We start from the raw sequence: 17,119 nt of genomic DNA, 5'->3' as shown, positions 1-17,119 counted from the left end.
CCAGCGGCTATGGTCCCGGGCTGTTCTGTCGTACCGGATCGCCTCATGTCGCCACGCAAAACCCTTCCTGCCGCCCTGGCCCTGGGCCTCACCCTCGCTGCGGGCGCCCATGCCGATGAAGGCATGTGGATGCCGACCCAGCTGCCGGAGCTGGCCAAGCCGCTGCGCGCAGCGGGCTTCATGGGCGATCCGGCCGACCTGGCCAACGTCACCGCACCACCGCTGAGCGCCGTGGTGCGGGCCGGAGGCGGCACCGGTTCGTTCGTTTCCGCCGACGGACTGCTGTTGACCAACCACCATGTGGCGATGGGCGTGATCCAGTACAACAGTTCGCCCGAGCACAACCTGATCGACAACGGCTTCATCGCCAAGGGGCGCGCCGACGAGCGGCCGGCCAATCCGGACTTCCGTGTGCTGGTCACCGTCGGCTTCGACAAGGTGACCGATCAGGTGCTGGCCAATGCCCGTGGCAAGACCGGCCGTGCGTACTTCGATGCGGTCGATGCGGCCAGCAAGCAGATCGTGGCGGAGTGCGAGAAGAACGGCAGCGTGCGCTGCTCGGTGGCCAACATGTACTACGGCACCGATTTCTATCGCATTGCCCAGCTGGAACTGAGCGATGTGCGCCTGGTCTACGCGCCGCCGCGTGCGATCGGCAACTATGGCGACGAGATCGACAATTTCATGTGGCCGCGCCATACCGGCGATTTCACTCTGCTGCGTGCCTATGTCGGCAAGGATGGCAAGCCGGCCGCGTACAGCAAGGACAACGTGCCGTATCAGCCACCGGCGCACCTGAAGATGTCCGTTGAAGGTCCGAAGGAGGGCGATTACGCGATGCTGGCCGGTTACCCGGGCATCACCTACCGCCACCGCACCGCGGCCGAGTTCGCCAGCCAGGTCGATGCGGTGTTGCCGCGCCGGGTGTCGGTGTTCCAGCAGATGATCGACACCATCGAGGTGGCAACTGCCAAGGACGCGCAGGCGCGTACCCGTTACGCTTCGCAGCTGCAGTCGCTGAAGAACAACCGCAAGCGCGCCGCCGGTGAGCTGGAAGGCCTGCTGCGCAGCGATGCCAAGGCGCAGCGCGCTGCCGACGAGTCGGCCATGCTGGCGGCCACCGACCGCCGGTACCGGAGTGACATCCAGGCGTTGCTGGCCAATCTCTCGCAGGGTGCGGCGGTGGGTGAGCGCGACCTGCTGCTGGAGCAGATGGCCAACCAGAGCCAGCTGCTGCGCTCGGCGCTGCTGCTGGAACGCCTGCGCATCGAGTCGGCCAAGCCGGATGCACAGCGCGAAAGCGGTTACCAGCAGCGCGACCAGGCGATGATCGAGGGCGTACTCAAGCAGGTGCAGCGTCGGTATGCAGCGGAGGTCGAAAAGGCGCTGCTGACCACCCTGCTTACGCGATACCAGCAGTTGCCGGACGCGCAGCGCGTGGCCGAGTTCGATGCCGCCTTCGGCCGCACCCCGGCGCAGCTGGCGCAGGCGCTGGACACGCTTTACGCCAGCACCCGGCTGGGCGACGAGGCGCAGCGTCTCTCGCGCTTCGCCGCTGCGCGCGATGGCAAGGCCCTGGCACCCGATCCGCTGATCGCAGTGGCCGCGCCGCTGGTGGCGGCGCAGCTGCGCATCGAGAACGAGAGCAAGACCCGCGAAGGCGAGCAGCTGCGCCTGCGCCCGGCCTACATGCAGGCGCTGTTCGCCTGGCGTGCCAAGCAGGGCCGCGCGGTGTACCCGGATGCCAACCGTACCCTGCGCATCAGCTACGGCAAGGTCGAGGCACTGCACCCGCGTGACGGCGTGACCTACTCGCCGGTGACCACGGTGGCCGGTATCGTCGAGAAGAACACCAACGTCTATCCCTTCGATGCGCCGGCTCCGCTGCTGGCCGCCATCGCCAAGGGTGATTTCGGCAGCACGGCCGATCCGGCCCTGAAGACACAGACCGTCAACTTCCTGACCAACCTCGATACCACCGGCGGCAACTCGGGATCGCCCGTGCTCAATGCCAAGGGTGAACTGATTGGCCTGAACTTCGACAGCAACTGGGAATCGGTCAGTGCCAGCTGGTGGTTCGATCCGCGCTACAAGCGCGCCGTGCACGTGGACATGCGCTATCTGCGCTGGCTGCTGGCCAAGGTCTACCCGGCGCCGGAACTGTTGAAGGAAATGGGCGTTCCGGCCCAGTAAGACGCCGGCCACGACCCCGGTCGTGGCCCGCACCGCGTAGGCCCCCCACGCCGGTGGGGGGTGTTGCCCCCAACGAGCCCGTACGTCTGGCCGCCTCTGGCCTACACTGCGGGTTCCTCTGACGGAAACGCGCGCGTGGTCTCCAGCTGGATCCTGCTGCTGGTCTCGGTTGCCTATGCCGCACTGCTGTTCGGCGTGGCATGGTGGGGCGACCGTCGGCCGATGTACCCGGACCGGCCCTGGCTGCGGCCGGTGGTCTACAGCCTGGCGCTGGCCGTGTACTGCTCGTCCTGGACCTTCTATGGCGCGGTGGGCACCGCCGTGCGCAACGGTATCGGCTACCTGCCGATCTACATCGGGCCGCTGCTGCTGCTGCTGTTCGGCTGGCGCATCATCGAGCGCCTGGCCCTGATCGCCCGCAGCCAGAACGTGGTGTCCATCGCCGATTTCATCTCCTCGCGCTTCGGCCGCTCGCGGCGCCTGGCCGCGCTGGTGGCGATCATCGCCCTGATCGGCATCGTTCCCTACCTGGCCCTGCAGTACAAAGCGGTGGCGATGAGCCTGCAGGTGCTGACCGGCAACACCGGCCCGACCGGCTTCTTCAGCGATCCCGCACTGTATGTCGCCCTGCTGATGGCCCTGTTCGCCACGCTGTTCGGCACGCGCCAGGTGGATGCCACCGAGCATCACCACGGCATGATGCTGGCGATCGCCCTGGAATCGGTGATCAAGCTGCTGGCGATGCTCGCCGTTGGCGTATTCGCCTATGTGTGGCTGACCGACCGCACCGATGCGGTGGTCGAGTCGGTGCATACGCTGTTCACCGGATTGCCGCCGGTGGGATTCATTTCGCAGACCCTGCTCAGTTTCCTCGCCATCGTCTGCCTGCCGCGCCAGTTCCATGTCGCGGTGGTCGAATGTGGCGATGTACGCGACGTGCGCCGTGCACGCTGGATGTTCGGTGGTTACCTGGTGCTGATCTCGGCGATGGTGCTGCCCATCGCCACCGCGGGCGTCACATTGTTCGGCACCGGCGGCAGCGTCGCCGACGATGCGATGGTGCTGGCGCTGCCGCTGGCCGAGGGCCGCAACGCGCTGGCGCTGGTCGCCTATGTGGGGGGCTTCTCTGCCGCCACCGGCATGGTCATCGTCTCATCCATCGCGCTGGCCACCATGGTCAGCAATGATCTGGTGATGCCGGTGCTGCTGCGCCGCAGTGGCGATCACCAGGAAGCAGCCGACGTGGCTTCACGCGTGCTGTGGATCCGCCGCCTGGCGATCCTGCTGCTCGCGTTGATGGCGTACAGCTACTACCGCAGCAGCAGCAACGACAGCACCCTGGCGTCCTACGGCCTGATGGCGTTCGCCGCGGTAGCGCAGTTCGCACCGGGCCTGATCGGCGGCCTGTATTGGCGTGGCGCCAGCCGCCGCGGCGTGGAAACCGGCATGCTGCTCGGCTTCGCCACCTGGCTCTATACCCTGTTGCTGCCGGCGATGACCATGGCGGGATGGGTCGACGCCGGCTGGGTCCAGCAGGGCCCGTTCGGCATCGAATGGCTGCGCCCGCAGCAGCTGTTCGGCATGACCGGCTGGGATCCGCTGACCCACGGTACCTTCTGGTCGTTGCTGGTCAATGCAGCAACGATGATGCTGGTGTCCGCACGCTGGCGGCCGGGGGTGGACGAGCGACTGCGTGCTGCGCCCTTCCTCGATCCGTACGCCGAGCGCCCCTCGGTCGCCGGCGGTTGGCCGGGCCACGTGCATGTGGGCGACCTGCTGGCGCTGGCCTCGCGCGTGGTGGGCGAGCGCCATGCGCGGCGTTCGTTCTTCGAGCAGGCGCAGTCGCTGGGCCGCGAACTGCAGTCTTCCGCGCCGGCCGACCGGCCCTGGGTGCAGTTCACCGAGCGCCTGCTGGCCGCGTCGATCGGTGCCGCCTCCGCGCGCCTGCTCCTGACCAGCCTGCTGCGCGGCTCCGGCATGGACCTGGGTGAGGTGGTGGCGGTGTTGGACGAAGCCGGGCAGGAACTGCGCTTCAACCGCGAGATCCTGTCCACCACGCTGGAAAACATCAGTGCAGGTGTCAGCGTGGTCGATCCGGACATGCGCCTGACGGCGTGGAACCGCCGCTACCAGGACATGTTCGGCTACCCCGACGGCATGCTGTACGTGGGCCGCCCGGTGGCCGACCTGATCCGCTACAACGCCGAACGGGGGGAGCTGGGCGAGGGCGACATCGAGGTGCAGATCAACCGCCGCATCGGCTACATGCGCGCCGGTTCACCGCATGTGTTCGAGCGCACGCGCAGCGATGGCAAGGTGATCGAGATGCGTGGCCAGGCCCTGCCTGGCGGCGGCTACGTGACCAGCTACAACGACATCACCGATTACAAGCACGCCGAGAAGGCGCTGCTGGAAGCCAACGAAACGCTGGAACAGCGCGTCGCCGAGCGCTCCCACGAAGCTGAAGCCGCCCAGCAGTCGAAGACCCGCTTCCTGGCCGCGATCAGCCACGACGTGCTGCAGCCGCTCAATGCCGCGCGCCTGTTCGCTTCGGCGCTGCGTGACAGCGTTCATGTGAGCGACGAGCAGAAGCATCTGGCCGAGCGCGTGGATGCCTCGCTGCGCGCGGCCGAGGAGCTGCTGGATGGCCTGCTGGACGTATCGCGGCTGGATGCAGGTGGGTTGCATCCGGTCATCGGCGAGTTCGACGTCAGCGCGCTGATGCGCGAGCTGGCCGCACAGTACACGCCGGTTGCCGCCGGCCGTGGCCTGCGCCTGGATCTGTTCGCGCGCCCGGCATGGGTGCGCAGCGACCGGCGCCTGCTGCGGCGTGTGCTGCAGAACTTCCTGGCCAACGCGCTGCGCTATACACGGCAGGGCCGCATCGTGCTGGCCGTGCGCCACCGGGGCGAGGAAGTGGAACTGCAGGTGTGGGATACCGGCCCCGGCATCCCGGAGCATCACATGCGGCAGATCTTCGATGAGTTCCATCGCTACCAGCAGCCCTTCGACTGGGGCGAGCAGGGCCTGGGCCTGGGCCTGTCGATCTGCCAGCGCATCTCGCGCCTGCTGGACCATCGGCTCAACGCACGCAGCCGCGTCGGCAGCGGGTCGATGTTCTCGATCATCCTGCCGCGCGTGGCGCCTCTGCCGGGCTACACCGAGCCTGCCACGGCGGTCCAGGTGGCCGCCACGCCGGTGCGCAGCGATTCGCTGGCCGGCCTGCGCGTGCTGTGCGTGGACAATGACGAGGAAATCCTCGACGGCATGCGTGCGCTGCTGGGTCGCTGGCAGGTGCAGGTGATCACCGCCGCCACCGTCGATCAGGCGCTGGAAAAGATTGCCGAGCGCCCGCAGGTGATGCTGGTGGATTACCACCTGCATGACCGCATGGATGGCCTGGACGCGCTGGTGGCACTGCGCGAGGCGGCAGGATATCCGCTGCCCGGTGCCCTGCTCACTGCCGATGGTCGCGATGAGCTGAAGCGGATGGCGCGCGAGCGGGGTTATCGGGTGCTGACCAAGCCGATCAAGCCGGCCTCGCTGCGCGCCTTCCTCGGCGCGCTGCGCGACGCCGGCAGCAACGAAGCCTGATGGCAACTGTAGAGCCGAGCCCATGCTCGGCTCCGCGCGCAGTGCGGTGCTGATATAGCCATCGCTATACAAACCAGCCCTGCCTGCGCGTTTCACCAGAAATGTGCCACACGCGAATCGCGATGCTAAGCTTCGCGTCCCCTTGGGGAGTAGCCGGATTCCTACGCAGGAATCGTCCACGTCAACATACTCGGCCAGTGCGCCGTGGCGTGGACAACCATGATGGTTGGCGAGACCAGCGGCCCGCGCGCGCAACGTCAGGTTGGGCGCGAGCGCAGGCCGTGCGTCCGTCCTAGCCCGACCTCAGCAGCCACACATGTCCCCCATTTCGATCCTCCTGATCGGCTTTGCCATGTCCACCGATGCCTTCGCCGCGGCGATCGGCAAGGGTGCGGCGATGCGCAAGCCGGTGTTCCGCGATGCACTGCGTGCCGGCATCATCTTCGGCGTCATCGAGGCGATCACGCCCATCATCGGCTGGTTGCTCGGCCGTGCCGCCCTGCAGTACGTCGAAGCCTTCGATCATTGGATCGCCTTCGGCCTGCTCGGCGCGCTGGGCATCCACATGATCTACAACGGCCTGCGTCCGGATGAGGGTGAAGAAGATGAAGACCCTTCGCAGCACCACGGCTTCTGGAAGCTGGCGCTGACGGGTTTCGCCACCAGCATCGATGCGATGGCGGTGGGCATCGGCCTGGCGTTCATGGACGTCCATATCGGCGTGATGGCGGCGGTCATCGGCCTGTGCACGCTCACAATGGTCACCGTCGGCATCATGCTCGGCCGCGTGCTGGGCAGCATGGTTGGCAAGCGTGCCGAGATCATTGGCGGCGCGATCCTGGTGATCATCGGCGCGACGATCCTGTACGAACACCTGCGCGGCGTGGGCTGAGCACGGGCTCGGCTCTACGAGGGCATCACAAGACCCCGTGCTCTGCTCCGCAGCCCGGCACGGTCAGTCTTCTTCCGGCGGCAGCACGATCGCGTCGTCGTCGATGGCCAGCTTGCCAGCCATCAGCACCGCCTGGGTGCGGTTGGTCACGCCCAGCTTGCGCAGGATCGCGGTCACATGTGCCTTGATCGTCGCTTCGGAGACGTTGAGGTCGTAGGCGATCTGCTTGTTCAGGCGGCCGGCGCCCAGCATCTGCAGCACGCGGAACTGCTGCGGCGTCAGCTCGCGCAGGCGCTGGCCGACCTCGCGTTCCTCGCGCTCGGTGGGTGGCACGTTGTGTGCCTCCGGCGGGGCCCACGTCTCGCCGTCGAGGATGGTGCCCAGCGCATGACCGATGGTGTCCGAGTCGGCGGACTTGGGAATGAAGCCCAGCGCACCGTGATCGAGCGCACGGCGCATCACCGTGGCCTCCTCCCGCGCGGAGACGACCACCACCGGCAGGTGAGGATGCAGCGAGCGCATGTGCACCAGTGCGTTGAAACCCTGTGCACCCGGCATGTTGAGGTCCATCAGGACCAGGTCGGCATCGTTGTGCTGGTCGGCCAGCGCATACAGCGCTTCCACGCTGTCAGCCTCGAACAGCTGCACGCCGGGGATGACCCGCTGTACGGCCCCACGCAGGGCTTCGCGGAACAGCGGGTGGTCATCTGCAATCAGGAGGGTGGTCATGGTCGGGGGGAACCGTGGGGAAACTGTTCGGGGGCCAGGCCCCTGGGGTCAGAGCCCTTTCCCTGCGGAAAGGGGTCCGACCCCGGGTCGTACGTCAGCGTACCTTGCGTTCGTCCACCAGTGACGCCACCACCGACGGATCGGCCAGGGTCGAGGTGTCGCCGAGCTGGTCCGGCGCGTTTTCAGCAATCTTGCGCAGGATGCGGCGCATGATCTTGCCCGAGCGGGTCTTGGGCAGGCCCGGTGCCCACTGCAGGTGGTCCGGGGTGGCGATCGGCCCGATTTCCTTGCGCACCCATGCGATCAGCTCCTTGTGCAGCTCTTCGCTCGGCGCTTCCTCGGCCACCAGGGTGACGTAGGCATAGATGCCCTGGCCCTTCACGTCGTGCGGGAAGCCGACGACGGCGGCTTCTGCCACCTTCGGGTGCGAGACCAGCGCGCTTTCGACCTCGGCGGTGCCGATGCGGTGGCCGGACACGTTGATCACATCGTCCACGCGGCCGGTGATCCAGTAGTAGCCGTCTTCGTCGCGGCGGCAACCGTCGCCGGTGAAGTAGCTGCCCGGATACGTGCGGAAATAGGTGTCGATGAAGCGCTGGTGGTCGCCGTACACCGTGCGCATCTGGCCCGGCCAGGAATCACGGATGATCAGATTGCCTTCGGTCGGGCCGTCCTGGATCTCGCCATCGGCATTCACCAGCGCCGGCTGTACGCCGAAGAAGGGCAGGGTGGCCGACCCCGGCTTGAGGTCCATCGCACCGGCCAGCGGCGAAATCAGGATGCCGCCGGTCTCGGTCTGCCACCAGGTATCGACGATCGGGCAGCGGCTGTCGCCGACCACCTCGTAGTACCAGCGCCAGGCCTCGGGATTGATCGGCTCGCCGACGCTGCCGAGCAGGCGCAGCGAGGCGCGCGAGGTCTTCTTCACCGGCTCCTCGCCTTCGCGCATCAGTGCACGGATGGCGGTCGGGGCGGTGTAGAAGATCGACACCTTGTGCTTGTCGATGACGTTCCAGAAACGCGAGGTGTCCGGGTAGTTCGGCACGCCCTCGAACATCAGCGAGGTCGCGCCGTTGGCCAGCGGGCCGTACACGATGTAGCTGTGGCCGGTGACCCAGCCGACGTCGGCGGTACACCAGTAGATGTCGTCCTCGCGCAGGTCGAACACCGCTTCGTGGGTGTATGCCGCGTACAGCAGATAACCGCCGGTGGTGTGAAGCACGCCCTTCGGCTTGCCGGTGGAACCGGACGTGTAGAGGATGAACAGCGGATCCTCGGCGTTCATGCGCTCCGGCTCGCAGGTGGAGGGCTGGCTGTCCACGACGTCATGGAACCAGCGGTCGCGCGGGGCCTGCATGTCCACCGCGCCGCCGGTGTGGCGCACCACCAGCACGGTCTCCACGGTGTTGGTGCCCGGCAGTTTCAGGGCTGCATCGACGTTGGCCTTCAGCGGAACCTTGCGGCCACCGCGCAGGCCCTCGTCGGCGGTGATGATGAGCTTGCTCTGGCAGTCGCTGACACGATCGGCGATCGAGTTCGGCGCGAAGCCACCGAACACCACCGAGTGGATCGCACCGATGCGCGCGCAGGCCAGCATGGCCACGGCAGCATCGACGATCATCGGCAGGTAGATGGTGACCCGGTCACCCTTGCCGACGCCCAGGTTGCGCAGCGCATTGCCGAGCCGGCAGGTGCGCTCGTACAGCTCGCGATAGGTCACGTGCTGGGCCGGTGCGTCCGGGCTGTCCGGCTCGAACAGCAGGGCGGTCTTGTCGCCACGGCTGTCCAGCTGGCGGTCAAGGCAGTTGACGCTGGCGTTGAGCTCGCCGTCCTCGAACCACTTGATGTGGAAGTCGGCCAGGTCGTAGCTGACGTTCTTGATCTTCGTCGGCGTGCGCATCCATTGCAGGCGCTCGGCGGCCTTGCCCCAGAAACCCTCCGGGTCGGTCACAGAAGCCTGGTACTGCTGTTGGTAGGACGTCTTGTCGATGCGTGCCTTGGCGGCGAACTGCGGATCGACGGGGTAGATATCAGCCATGGCACCCTCACTTGCACGTTGACTTTGTATGTGCGGTCGCAGCATCGCAACGACCGATCCCCCTCAGTTTGCCCCATCCACCCCCGGCCGCGTCACCACTGTGCTTAGACCATGGTCGAAAGTGGGCGCCCTGCGGGCCCGGCTTCGACCAATGGCGAATAGCCGGTGCGCGCATGTGCCCCGCAGTCTCGGCTCGACCGTGCCCCACGCGCGGCATCACCTTGCCACTTGGGAGAGAGGGCAACATGAGCCACCGTACGTTGAAAGCCGTGCGCACACCTTTGGCGGCCTGCCTGCTGGTCGCCCTGGTCGCACCGGGCATGGCGTTCGCAGAGACCGCCAAAGAGAAAGCACTCGAATCACGCGTCGCCGAACTGGAGCGCCAGGTCCAGCTGCTGCTGTCTTCGCAGCAACAGCAGCAGACCCAGATCGCCCAGACCCAGCAGGCGGTGACCGAAGTCCGCACCGTGCAGTCCGAGCAGAAGCCGGCGGTGCCGGCCGGCAAGCAGCCGATCCAGGTCACCACCATCACTCCGGGTGCCGCACCGGGTACCACGGTCAAGATCGGTGGCTTCATCAAGGCTGACTTCCTGGCGACCCAGACCAGTGACGGCCAGCTGGCCGACGATGCCACTGGCCGTTCGCTGTATCTGCCGGGCCAGACCCCGGTGGAAGGCGCCGGCGGAAACGGCAGGCGTTCGGGCACCGACTACAACGCCCACGCAAAGTTCTCGCGCTTCAACCTGGGCATCGACAACGTGAGCGAGTCCGGCAACAAGGCCGGCGCGTTCTTCGAGATGGACTTCTTCGGCAACTCGCTCGGCAACCAGACCGCCACCAACACCTACGGCGTCACCCTGCGCCATGCCTACATGTACTGGAACAACTGGCTCGCCGGCCAGACCTGGTCCAACTTCATGGACGCGGCCGCATTGCCGGAAGCGGTCGACTTCGTCGGCCCGACCGACGGTGTGATCTTCGTACGCCAGGCACAGGTGCGTTACACCAGCGGCGGCTTCAGCGTTGCCCTGGAAAACCCGGAAACCACCACGCTTACCGGTACCCGCAATCCGGTCACCGGCGCCTGGACCAACGCCAGCGCCAACTCCGATCGCGGCAGCCTGCCTGATCTGACGATGCGTTACGGCTGGAAGGGCGACTGGGGCACCTTCGGCGTCGGCGGCATCGTCCGCCAGCTGAAGGTCGACAACCAGACCACCGGCGCCAAGGCCGACAAGGTTGCCGGCGGCCTGACCCTGGGCGGCAAGTGGGTGATGGGCGACAGCGATTCGCTGCATTACCAGTTCACCGGAGGCGAGGGCATCGCGCGTTACATCGGCCTGGGCATCACCGCCGACTCGGCCTATGACATCGCCCGCGACGAGCTCAATCCGACCGGCGTTCTGGCCGGTTACGTGGGCTGGCGCCATGCGTTCTCGCCGAAGCTGCGCACCAACCTGATCTATGCGCGCAGCGACTACGACAACGACAGCGTGCTGGGCCCGCTGGTCACCAAGAGCGTGCAGAGCATCCGCGGCAACATCTTCTACTCACCGCTGCCCAAGGTCGATGTCGGCGCCGAGCTGATGTATGGCCGCCGCGAGATTGAGAACGGCAACAAGGGTGACATCACCCGGCTGCAGTTCACCACGAAGTACAGCTTCTGACGGCGCGCCGACCCAGGTCGGCCGCTACCGATACTGAGTGCCGACCCACCGTCGGCACCTACCAACAACGATTGCTTCGGAGGGGAAGCGTCTCATGTCCAGCACACCCAGCACCGCGCACAATCCCGCGGGCACCCTAACCAAGGGCCACAAGAAAGTCATCTTCGCTTCGAGCCTGGGTACGGTCTTCGAGTGGTATGACTTCTTCCTGTACGGCTCGCTCGCCGCCATCATCGCCAAGCAGTTCTTCAGCGGAGTCAATGAAACCACGGGCATGATCTTCGCCCTGCTGGCGTTCGCCGCCGGCTTCTTCGTGCGACCGTTCGGCGCGGCCTTCTTCGGCAGCCTCGGCGACCGCATCGGCCGCAAGTACACCTTCCTGGTCACCATCCTGATCATGGGCATCTCGACCTTCCTGGTCGGTGTGCTGCCCAACTACGCGTCGATCGGCTTTGCCGCGCCGGTGATCCTGATCATCCTGCGTCTGGCCCAGGGCCTGGCGATGGGTGGCGAATACGGCGGCGCGGCGACCTACGTGGCCGAGCATGCCCCGGACGACAAGCGTGGCCTGTACACCAGCTTCATCCAGTGCACCGCCACGCTGGGCCTGTTCATGTCGCTGCTGATCATCCTGGCCTGCCGCTACTTCCTGGGCAATGAAGCATTCGAAGCCTGGGGCTGGCGCATTCCGTTCCTGGTGTCCATCGTGCTGCTGGGCATCTCGGTGTGGATCCGCCTGCAGCTGAGTGAGTCGCCGCTGTTCCAGCAGATGAAGTCGGAAGGCAAGGGCTCCAAGACGCCGTTCCGTGACAGCCTGAAGGGCGGCAACCTGAAGCTGATGCTGCTGGTCCTGCTCGGCGCAGCGGCCGGCCAGGCCGTGGTCTGGTACGGCGGCCAGTTCTATGCGCTGTTCTTCCTCAGCAGCATGCTGAAGGTCGACGCCACCACCTCCTACCTGCTGATCGCAGCCGCACTGGCGCTGGGTGTGCCGTTCTTCATCTTCTTCGGCTGGCTGTCCGACCGTATCGGCCGCAAGAAGATCATCCTCGCCGGCTGCCTGCTGGCTGCCGTGACTTACATCCCGATCTTCAAGGGCCTGACCCACTTCGCCAACCCGGCCATCGAAGAGGCCCGCAGCAGCTCGCCGGCCCTGGTCGTGGCCGATCCGTCCACCTGCTCGTTCCAGTTCGATCCGGTCGGCCTGCGCAAGTTCACCAGCTCCTGTGACGTGGCCACCGCCGCGTTGACCAAGGCGGGCGTGCCGTACGACGTGCAGCCGGCAGCGGCGGGTTCGCTGGCGATCGTCAACGTCGGCAGCGCCAGCGTCACCTCGTATGAAGCGGCGGGACTGAGCAAGGACGAAGGCAAGGCCAAGGCCGACGCGTTCGGTGCCGAACTGAAGACCGCCCTGACCACCGCCGGCTACCCGGCCAAGGCGGACAGCGCGCGCATCAACATTGCGGGCACGATCTTCATGCTGTGGCTGCTGGTGCTGTACGTGACCATGGTCTACGGCCCGATCGCCGCCTACCTGGTCGAGCTGTTCCCGACCCGCATCCGCTACACCTCGATGTCGCTGCCGTATCACATCGGCAACGGCTGGTTCGGTGGCTTCCTGCCGGCGATCTCCTTCGCGCTGGTGGCCGGTACCGGCAATCTGTACTACGGCCTGTGGTATCCGATCGCGATCGCGCTGATGTCGGTGGTGATCGGTGGCCTGTTCCTGCGTGAAACCAAGGACGTGGATATCACCAAGTAGGAATGATGTTCACCGGATGAAGGAGAGGCCGTGGTGCAGACCACGGCCTTTTCGTTGCCTTGTAGCGCCGAGCCATGCTCGGCGACCGCGCAGCGCGCGGCACAAAACTCCGCAGACGCGAAAAGACAGCGTTCAATGCCGTAATCGTGGTTGAAAAGCATCCGAAGCCACCCGCCATCTCGCGCCCAGGGTCAGATCTCTTTCGCGCGCGAAAGGTATCTGACTCCGTCGGACAGTGCCGCACCCCGTATAGTCGGCCCATGACGACCACCGCCCCAGCCGACCTCCCCGACCTCCTGCACACCCTGCGCAGCGCCTGGCAGTCGCAGCGCCCGTCGCTGGATCAGCGCGAAGCCGACCTGCGCCGCCTGCGCGAGGCGCTGAAGCCGCGTCTGGATGAAATGGCCCAGGCCATCGCCGAGGACTTCGGCCATCGCGCCCACGTTGAATCGAAACTGGCCGATGGCATGAGCGTGCTGTCGGCCATCGACCACCTGCGGCGCCACCTGCGGCGCTGGTCGAAGCCGCAGCGGGCATCGGCGGGATGGAAGTTGTGGCCGGCGCGCGCGCAGCTGCGGCCGACGCCGTTGGGCGTGGTCGGGGTGATCTCGCCGTGGAACTACCCGGTTACGCTGGCATTGGTGCCACTGGCCACCGCCATCGCTGCCGGCAACCATGTGTTGCTGAAGCCGTCCGAACATACCCCGCGCACCAGCGCGTTCCTGGCCGATCTGCTGGCCAGTGTGTTCCCGCCCGATCGGGTGGCGGTGGTGCAGGGTGGGGCGGACGTAGCCGCAGCGGTCTCCTCTTTGCCGCTGGACCATCTGCTGTTCACCGGCTCGACGGCCGTGGGCCGCAAGGTGATGGCAGCGGCAGCCGAGCATCTGGTACCGGTTACCTTGGAACTGGGCGGCAAGTCGCCGGCCATCGTCTGCCGTGATTTCCCGCTGGACAAAGCCGCCGCACGGCTGGCCACCGGCAAGTGGTTCAACGCGGGCCAGACCTGCATCGCGCCGGATTACGTGCTGATCGATAGCGCGCGTCAGCGCGAGTTCGTGCAGGCGCTGCAGCAGCAGGTACGCGAGCGCTATGGTGACTTCAGCGAGGCCGGCGACTACACGCGCATCATCAACGAAGGCCAGTACCAGCGCCTGCAGGGCTATCTGGCACAGGCGCGGCAACGCGGGGTGCCGGTGATTCCGCTGGCGCACGTGGATGAGGCTCGCGCCGGCCGCGAGCGCCTGCTGGTACCGACCGTGGTACTGGACCCGCCGGACGATCTGGACCTGATGCGCGAGGAGATCTTCGGGCCGATCCTGCCGGTGCGCGCCTACCCGGATCTGGATGCGGCGCTGGTCGACGTTCTCTCCCGCGACCGGCCGCTGGCGCTGTATCCCTTCAGCCACGACCGCGCCACCGTGGAGCGCATTCTCGCCAACGTGGTGGCCGGGGGAGTGACGGTCAACGACACGCTGCTGCACTTCGCCGCCGATGGCCTGCCGTTCGGCGGGGTGGGCGCCAGCGGCATGGGCGCGTACCACGGCCGCGCCGGGTTCGATGCGATGAGCAAGCGGTTGCCGGTGCTGTGGCAGTCGCGCTGGGCGGCCAGCGACAGGCTGCGGCCGCCGTATTCGAAGATTGCGGGGATGTTGAAGCTGCTGCTGCGGTGAAGCCACGCATGGCGTGGCTCTACTGGTAGGTGCCAACCTTGGTTGGCACGCGGGGCATCCATGCGCCAACCAAGGTTGGCGCCTACCAAAGCAGGCCCGGGTAGAATGCCCCCATGAAGATCGCCTCGTGGAACGTCAATTCGCTCAACGTCCGCCTGCCGCACCTGGAGCAGTGGCTCAAGGAGTTCGGCCCGGACATCGTCGGCATCCAGGAAACCAAGCTGGAGGACCACAAGTTCCCGGATGCGGCGTTGATCGGCGCCGGCTACCGCAGCGTATTCGCCGGCCAGAAGACCTACAACGGCGTGGCACTGCTGTCACGCGAGCCGGCGCAGGACGTGCAGATCGGCATTCCGGGTTTCGAGGACGAGCAGAAGCGCGTCATCGCCGGCACCTTTGGCGACCTGCGGGTGATCAACCTGTATGTGGTCAACGGCCAGGACGTCGGCACCGACAAGTATGCGTACAAGCTGCGCTGGCTGGAGGCCGTGCACGCCTGGATCGGCGAGGAACTGCAGCGGCACCCGAAGCTGGTCGTGCTGGGTGACTTCAACATCGCCCCGGACGCCCGCGACGTGCATGATCCGGAGGTGTGGAACGAGAACCACATCCTCACCTCCACCGCCGAGCGCGGCGCGCTGAACAAGCTGCTGCAGCTGGGCCTGCACGACGGTTTCCGGCTGCACAACGAGGAAGCCGGCACGTTCAGCTGGTGGGATTACCGCGCGGCGGGCTTCCGCCGCAATCTGGGCCTGCGCATCGACCTCACCCTGGTCTCCGATGCGCTCAAGGGCGGCGCCGTGGCGTCCGGCATCGACCGCGAGCCACGTACCTGGGAGCGCCCCAGCGACCACGCGCCGGCATGGGTGCAGTTGGGGTGAGGTAGCGCCGGGCCGTGCCCGGCGCTGCCCGTCGGATCAACGTATGCTCTTGCGGGTGAACAGGTTGACGATCGCCAGCAGGATCACCGCACCGATCAGCGAGAACAGGAAGGTGCGGATGGTGATCGCTTCGTTGATGCCGCCGCCGAACAGCCAGCCGGAAATCAGCGCGCCGACAATGCCGACCACGATGTTGAGAATGATGCCCTGCTGCGCATCGCGCTTCATGATGATGCTTGCCAGCCAGCCCACGATGCCGCCGACGATCAGCCAGATGATGATGCCCATGATCGAACCTCCGGTGGAAAACCGTGACCAGTTGACGCGCATGGCTGTGAACCCGTCGTGCAATCGCGTGACGGTTGCGTGCGGATGAGCTTGCCAGCCACCCTGGATGGCCCCTGGCGCTTCGGGCCCGTGACGGTCTGGCGGCGGCCACATGTGCCGGGCCAGCGCGGTGAGCCGCAGGCCCGGCAGGTGCTGGCACAGGCGCTGGATCTCGCGCCGGAGGCACTGCCGCTGGTCCGCGACGACAAGGGCCGACCCGAGCTGACCGGTGCGCTGGCCGACCACGGCACGGGCTGGAGTCACAGTGGCGACGTGCTGCTGGTGGCGCTGGGTGAAGGTGTACGGCTCGGCGTGGACCTGGAACTGCTGCGCCCGCGCCCACGCCTGCTGGAGATCGTGCAGCGCTTCTTCCATCCGGAAGAGGTGGCCTGGCTGCAGGGCCTGGACGCCGCGGAACGCGAACACTGGTTCTTCCGTGTCTGGTGCGCCAAGGAGGCGCTGCTGAAGGCACACGGGCAGGGCATTTCGTTCGGCCTGCATCGCCTGCAGCTGGCGCCAGGTGTCGACGGCGCCCTGCACCTGCGCTGGTGCGACCCTGCGCTGGGTGATGCCCGGCAGTGGCATCTGCACGAATGGCAGGCCAGCGGCCAGTTCCGTGCCGCATTGGCCTGGTATCCGCAATGAAGCGGCGAATCAGCCCGGGAAACGGGCGATAATGGCGGCATGAGCGAACACGAACTTCCCGCCGGCGTGACCGCCACGCTGGAGCAGGGCCTGGCCGGCATGGGCCTGGACGCCGCACTGGCGCCGCCGCTGCTGCGCTACCTGGGCCTGCTGCACCGCTGGAACGGCACCTACAACCTCACCGCCATCCGCGACCCGCAGGAGATGGTCACCCGTCACCTGCTCGATTCGCTGGCCATGCAGCCGTTCGTGGCCGATGGCCGCCTGGCCGACCTCGGTACCGGTCCTGGACTGCCCGGTATCCCGCTGGCGATCGCCTGCCCGGGTCTGCAGGTCACCCTGGTCGAGAGCAACGGCAAGAAGGCCCGCTTCATGCGCGAGGCCGTGCGCCAGCTCGGCCTGGGCAATGCCCGCGTGGCTGAGTCGCGCGCCGAAGCGCTGGACGAGGCCGGCCACTACGACCAGTTGACCGCCCGCGCGATGGACACGCTGGCCGGCATCATCCGCGTCGGTGGCCACCTGCTGCGTCCTGGCGGCGTGCTGCTGGCGATGAAGGGCGTCTACCCGCATGAAGAGATCGCCGCACTGCCGGCAGGCTGGCAGGTGCGCGACGTGGCCCCGTTGAGCGTGCCCGGCCTGGCGGGCGAGCGCCACCTGGTCACCGTTACAGGCCCCTGATCCCGCCGCCAACCCTTTGCGCGACAAGGGGTTGGCGATCCACGAT

Annotated in this window: 12 protein-coding genes and 1 riboswitch; of the genes, 9 read left to right on the top strand and 3 right to left on the bottom strand. The window is 66.8% G+C overall.

What is annotated here, in order from left to right:
• The first annotated feature begins 45 nt into the window (after nt 1–45).
• The 3 genes from N8888_RS18415 (at nt 46) to N8888_RS18405 (ending at nt 6,679) form a co-directional block, all read left to right on the top strand.
• On the top strand, nt 46–2,193 hold the full coding sequence (locus N8888_RS18415) for a S46 family peptidase (RefSeq protein WP_263176547.1): 2,148 nt from the start codon (nt 46–48) through the stop codon (nt 2,191–2,193).
• 135 nt (nt 2,194–2,328) lie between these two features.
• On the top strand, nt 2,329–5,787 hold the full coding sequence (locus N8888_RS18410) for a hybrid sensor histidine kinase/response regulator (protein WP_053517694.1): 3,459 nt from the start codon (nt 2,329–2,331) through the stop codon (nt 5,785–5,787).
• Between the two features lie 138 nt (nt 5,788–5,925).
• Nucleotides 5,926–6,015, top strand: a riboswitch (yybP-ykoY riboswitch).
• A gap of 88 nt (nt 6,016–6,103) precedes the next feature.
• Entirely contained in the window at nt 6,104–6,679 is a 576-nt protein-coding gene (locus N8888_RS18405) for a manganese efflux pump MntP (protein ID WP_053517695.1), read from the top strand.
• Between the two features lie 63 nt (nt 6,680–6,742).
• Here N8888_RS18405 and N8888_RS18400 read toward each other — a convergent pair whose 3' ends face one another.
• Together N8888_RS18400 and acs are read right to left on the bottom strand one after the other, a co-directional pair.
• The gene (locus N8888_RS18400; protein ID WP_005411662.1) at nt 6,743–7,408 is read right to left on the bottom strand and encodes a response regulator transcription factor; all 666 of its coding nucleotides are present in this window, start codon (nt 7,406–7,408) and stop codon (nt 6,743–6,745) included.
• A 94-nt stretch (nt 7,409–7,502) separates the two neighbouring features.
• On the bottom strand, nt 7,503–9,446 hold the full coding sequence (gene acs / locus N8888_RS18395; protein WP_065181408.1) for an acetate--CoA ligase: 1,944 nt from the start codon (nt 9,444–9,446) through the stop codon (nt 7,503–7,505).
• Between the two features lie 245 nt (nt 9,447–9,691).
• On the opposite strand from acs, the gene N8888_RS18390 reads away from it, so the two are divergent.
• From N8888_RS18390 to xth, 4 genes are all read left to right on the top strand, one after another.
• Nucleotides 9,692–11,113 (top strand): DcaP family trimeric outer membrane transporter, encoded by a 1,422-nt coding sequence (locus N8888_RS18390; protein ID WP_053517699.1) that lies wholly within the window; start codon nt 9,692–9,694, stop codon nt 11,111–11,113.
• Between the two features lie 94 nt (nt 11,114–11,207).
• The gene (locus N8888_RS18385) at nt 11,208–12,872 is read left to right on the top strand and encodes an MFS transporter (RefSeq protein WP_053517700.1); all 1,665 of its coding nucleotides are present in this window, start codon (nt 11,208–11,210) and stop codon (nt 12,870–12,872) included.
• Between the two features lie 260 nt (nt 12,873–13,132).
• Nucleotides 13,133–14,542, top strand: a complete 1,410-nt coding sequence (locus tag N8888_RS18380; protein ID WP_263176531.1) for a coniferyl aldehyde dehydrogenase — start codon at nt 13,133–13,135, stop codon at nt 14,540–14,542.
• A gap of 113 nt (nt 14,543–14,655) precedes the next feature.
• Nucleotides 14,656–15,423 carry an exodeoxyribonuclease III gene (gene xth, locus N8888_RS18375; protein ID WP_065174252.1) on the top strand — a complete coding sequence of 256 codons (768 nt, stop codon included), beginning with the start codon at nt 14,656–14,658 and terminating at the stop codon, nt 15,421–15,423.
• 36 nt (nt 15,424–15,459) lie between these two features.
• Here the strand turns inward: xth and N8888_RS18370 are convergent, their stop codons facing one another.
• Entirely contained in the window at nt 15,460–15,711 is a 252-nt protein-coding gene (locus N8888_RS18370) for a GlsB/YeaQ/YmgE family stress response membrane protein (protein ID WP_005411656.1), read from the bottom strand.
• A gap of 84 nt (nt 15,712–15,795) precedes the next feature.
• On the opposite strand from N8888_RS18370, the gene N8888_RS18365 reads away from it, so the two are divergent.
• On the top strand, nt 15,796–16,395 hold the full coding sequence (locus tag N8888_RS18365; RefSeq protein ID WP_065174253.1) for a 4'-phosphopantetheinyl transferase family protein: 600 nt from the start codon (nt 15,796–15,798) through the stop codon (nt 16,393–16,395).
• Between the two features lie 39 nt (nt 16,396–16,434).
• Nucleotides 16,435–17,073, top strand: coding sequence for a 16S rRNA (guanine(527)-N(7))-methyltransferase RsmG (gene rsmG / locus N8888_RS18360; protein WP_053517711.1), 639 nt, complete (start codon nt 16,435–16,437; stop codon nt 17,071–17,073).
• The last annotated feature ends 46 nt before the right edge of the window (nt 17,074–17,119 follow it).

Origin of the sequence: Stenotrophomonas maltophilia (assembly GCF_025642255.1) — a bacterium.
GTDB classification, from domain to species: domain Bacteria; phylum Pseudomonadota; class Gammaproteobacteria; order Xanthomonadales; family Xanthomonadaceae; genus Stenotrophomonas; species Stenotrophomonas maltophilia_P.
Note: the sequence above shows the minus strand (reverse complement) of the source record. Positions and strands in the feature narration are given on the sequence as shown.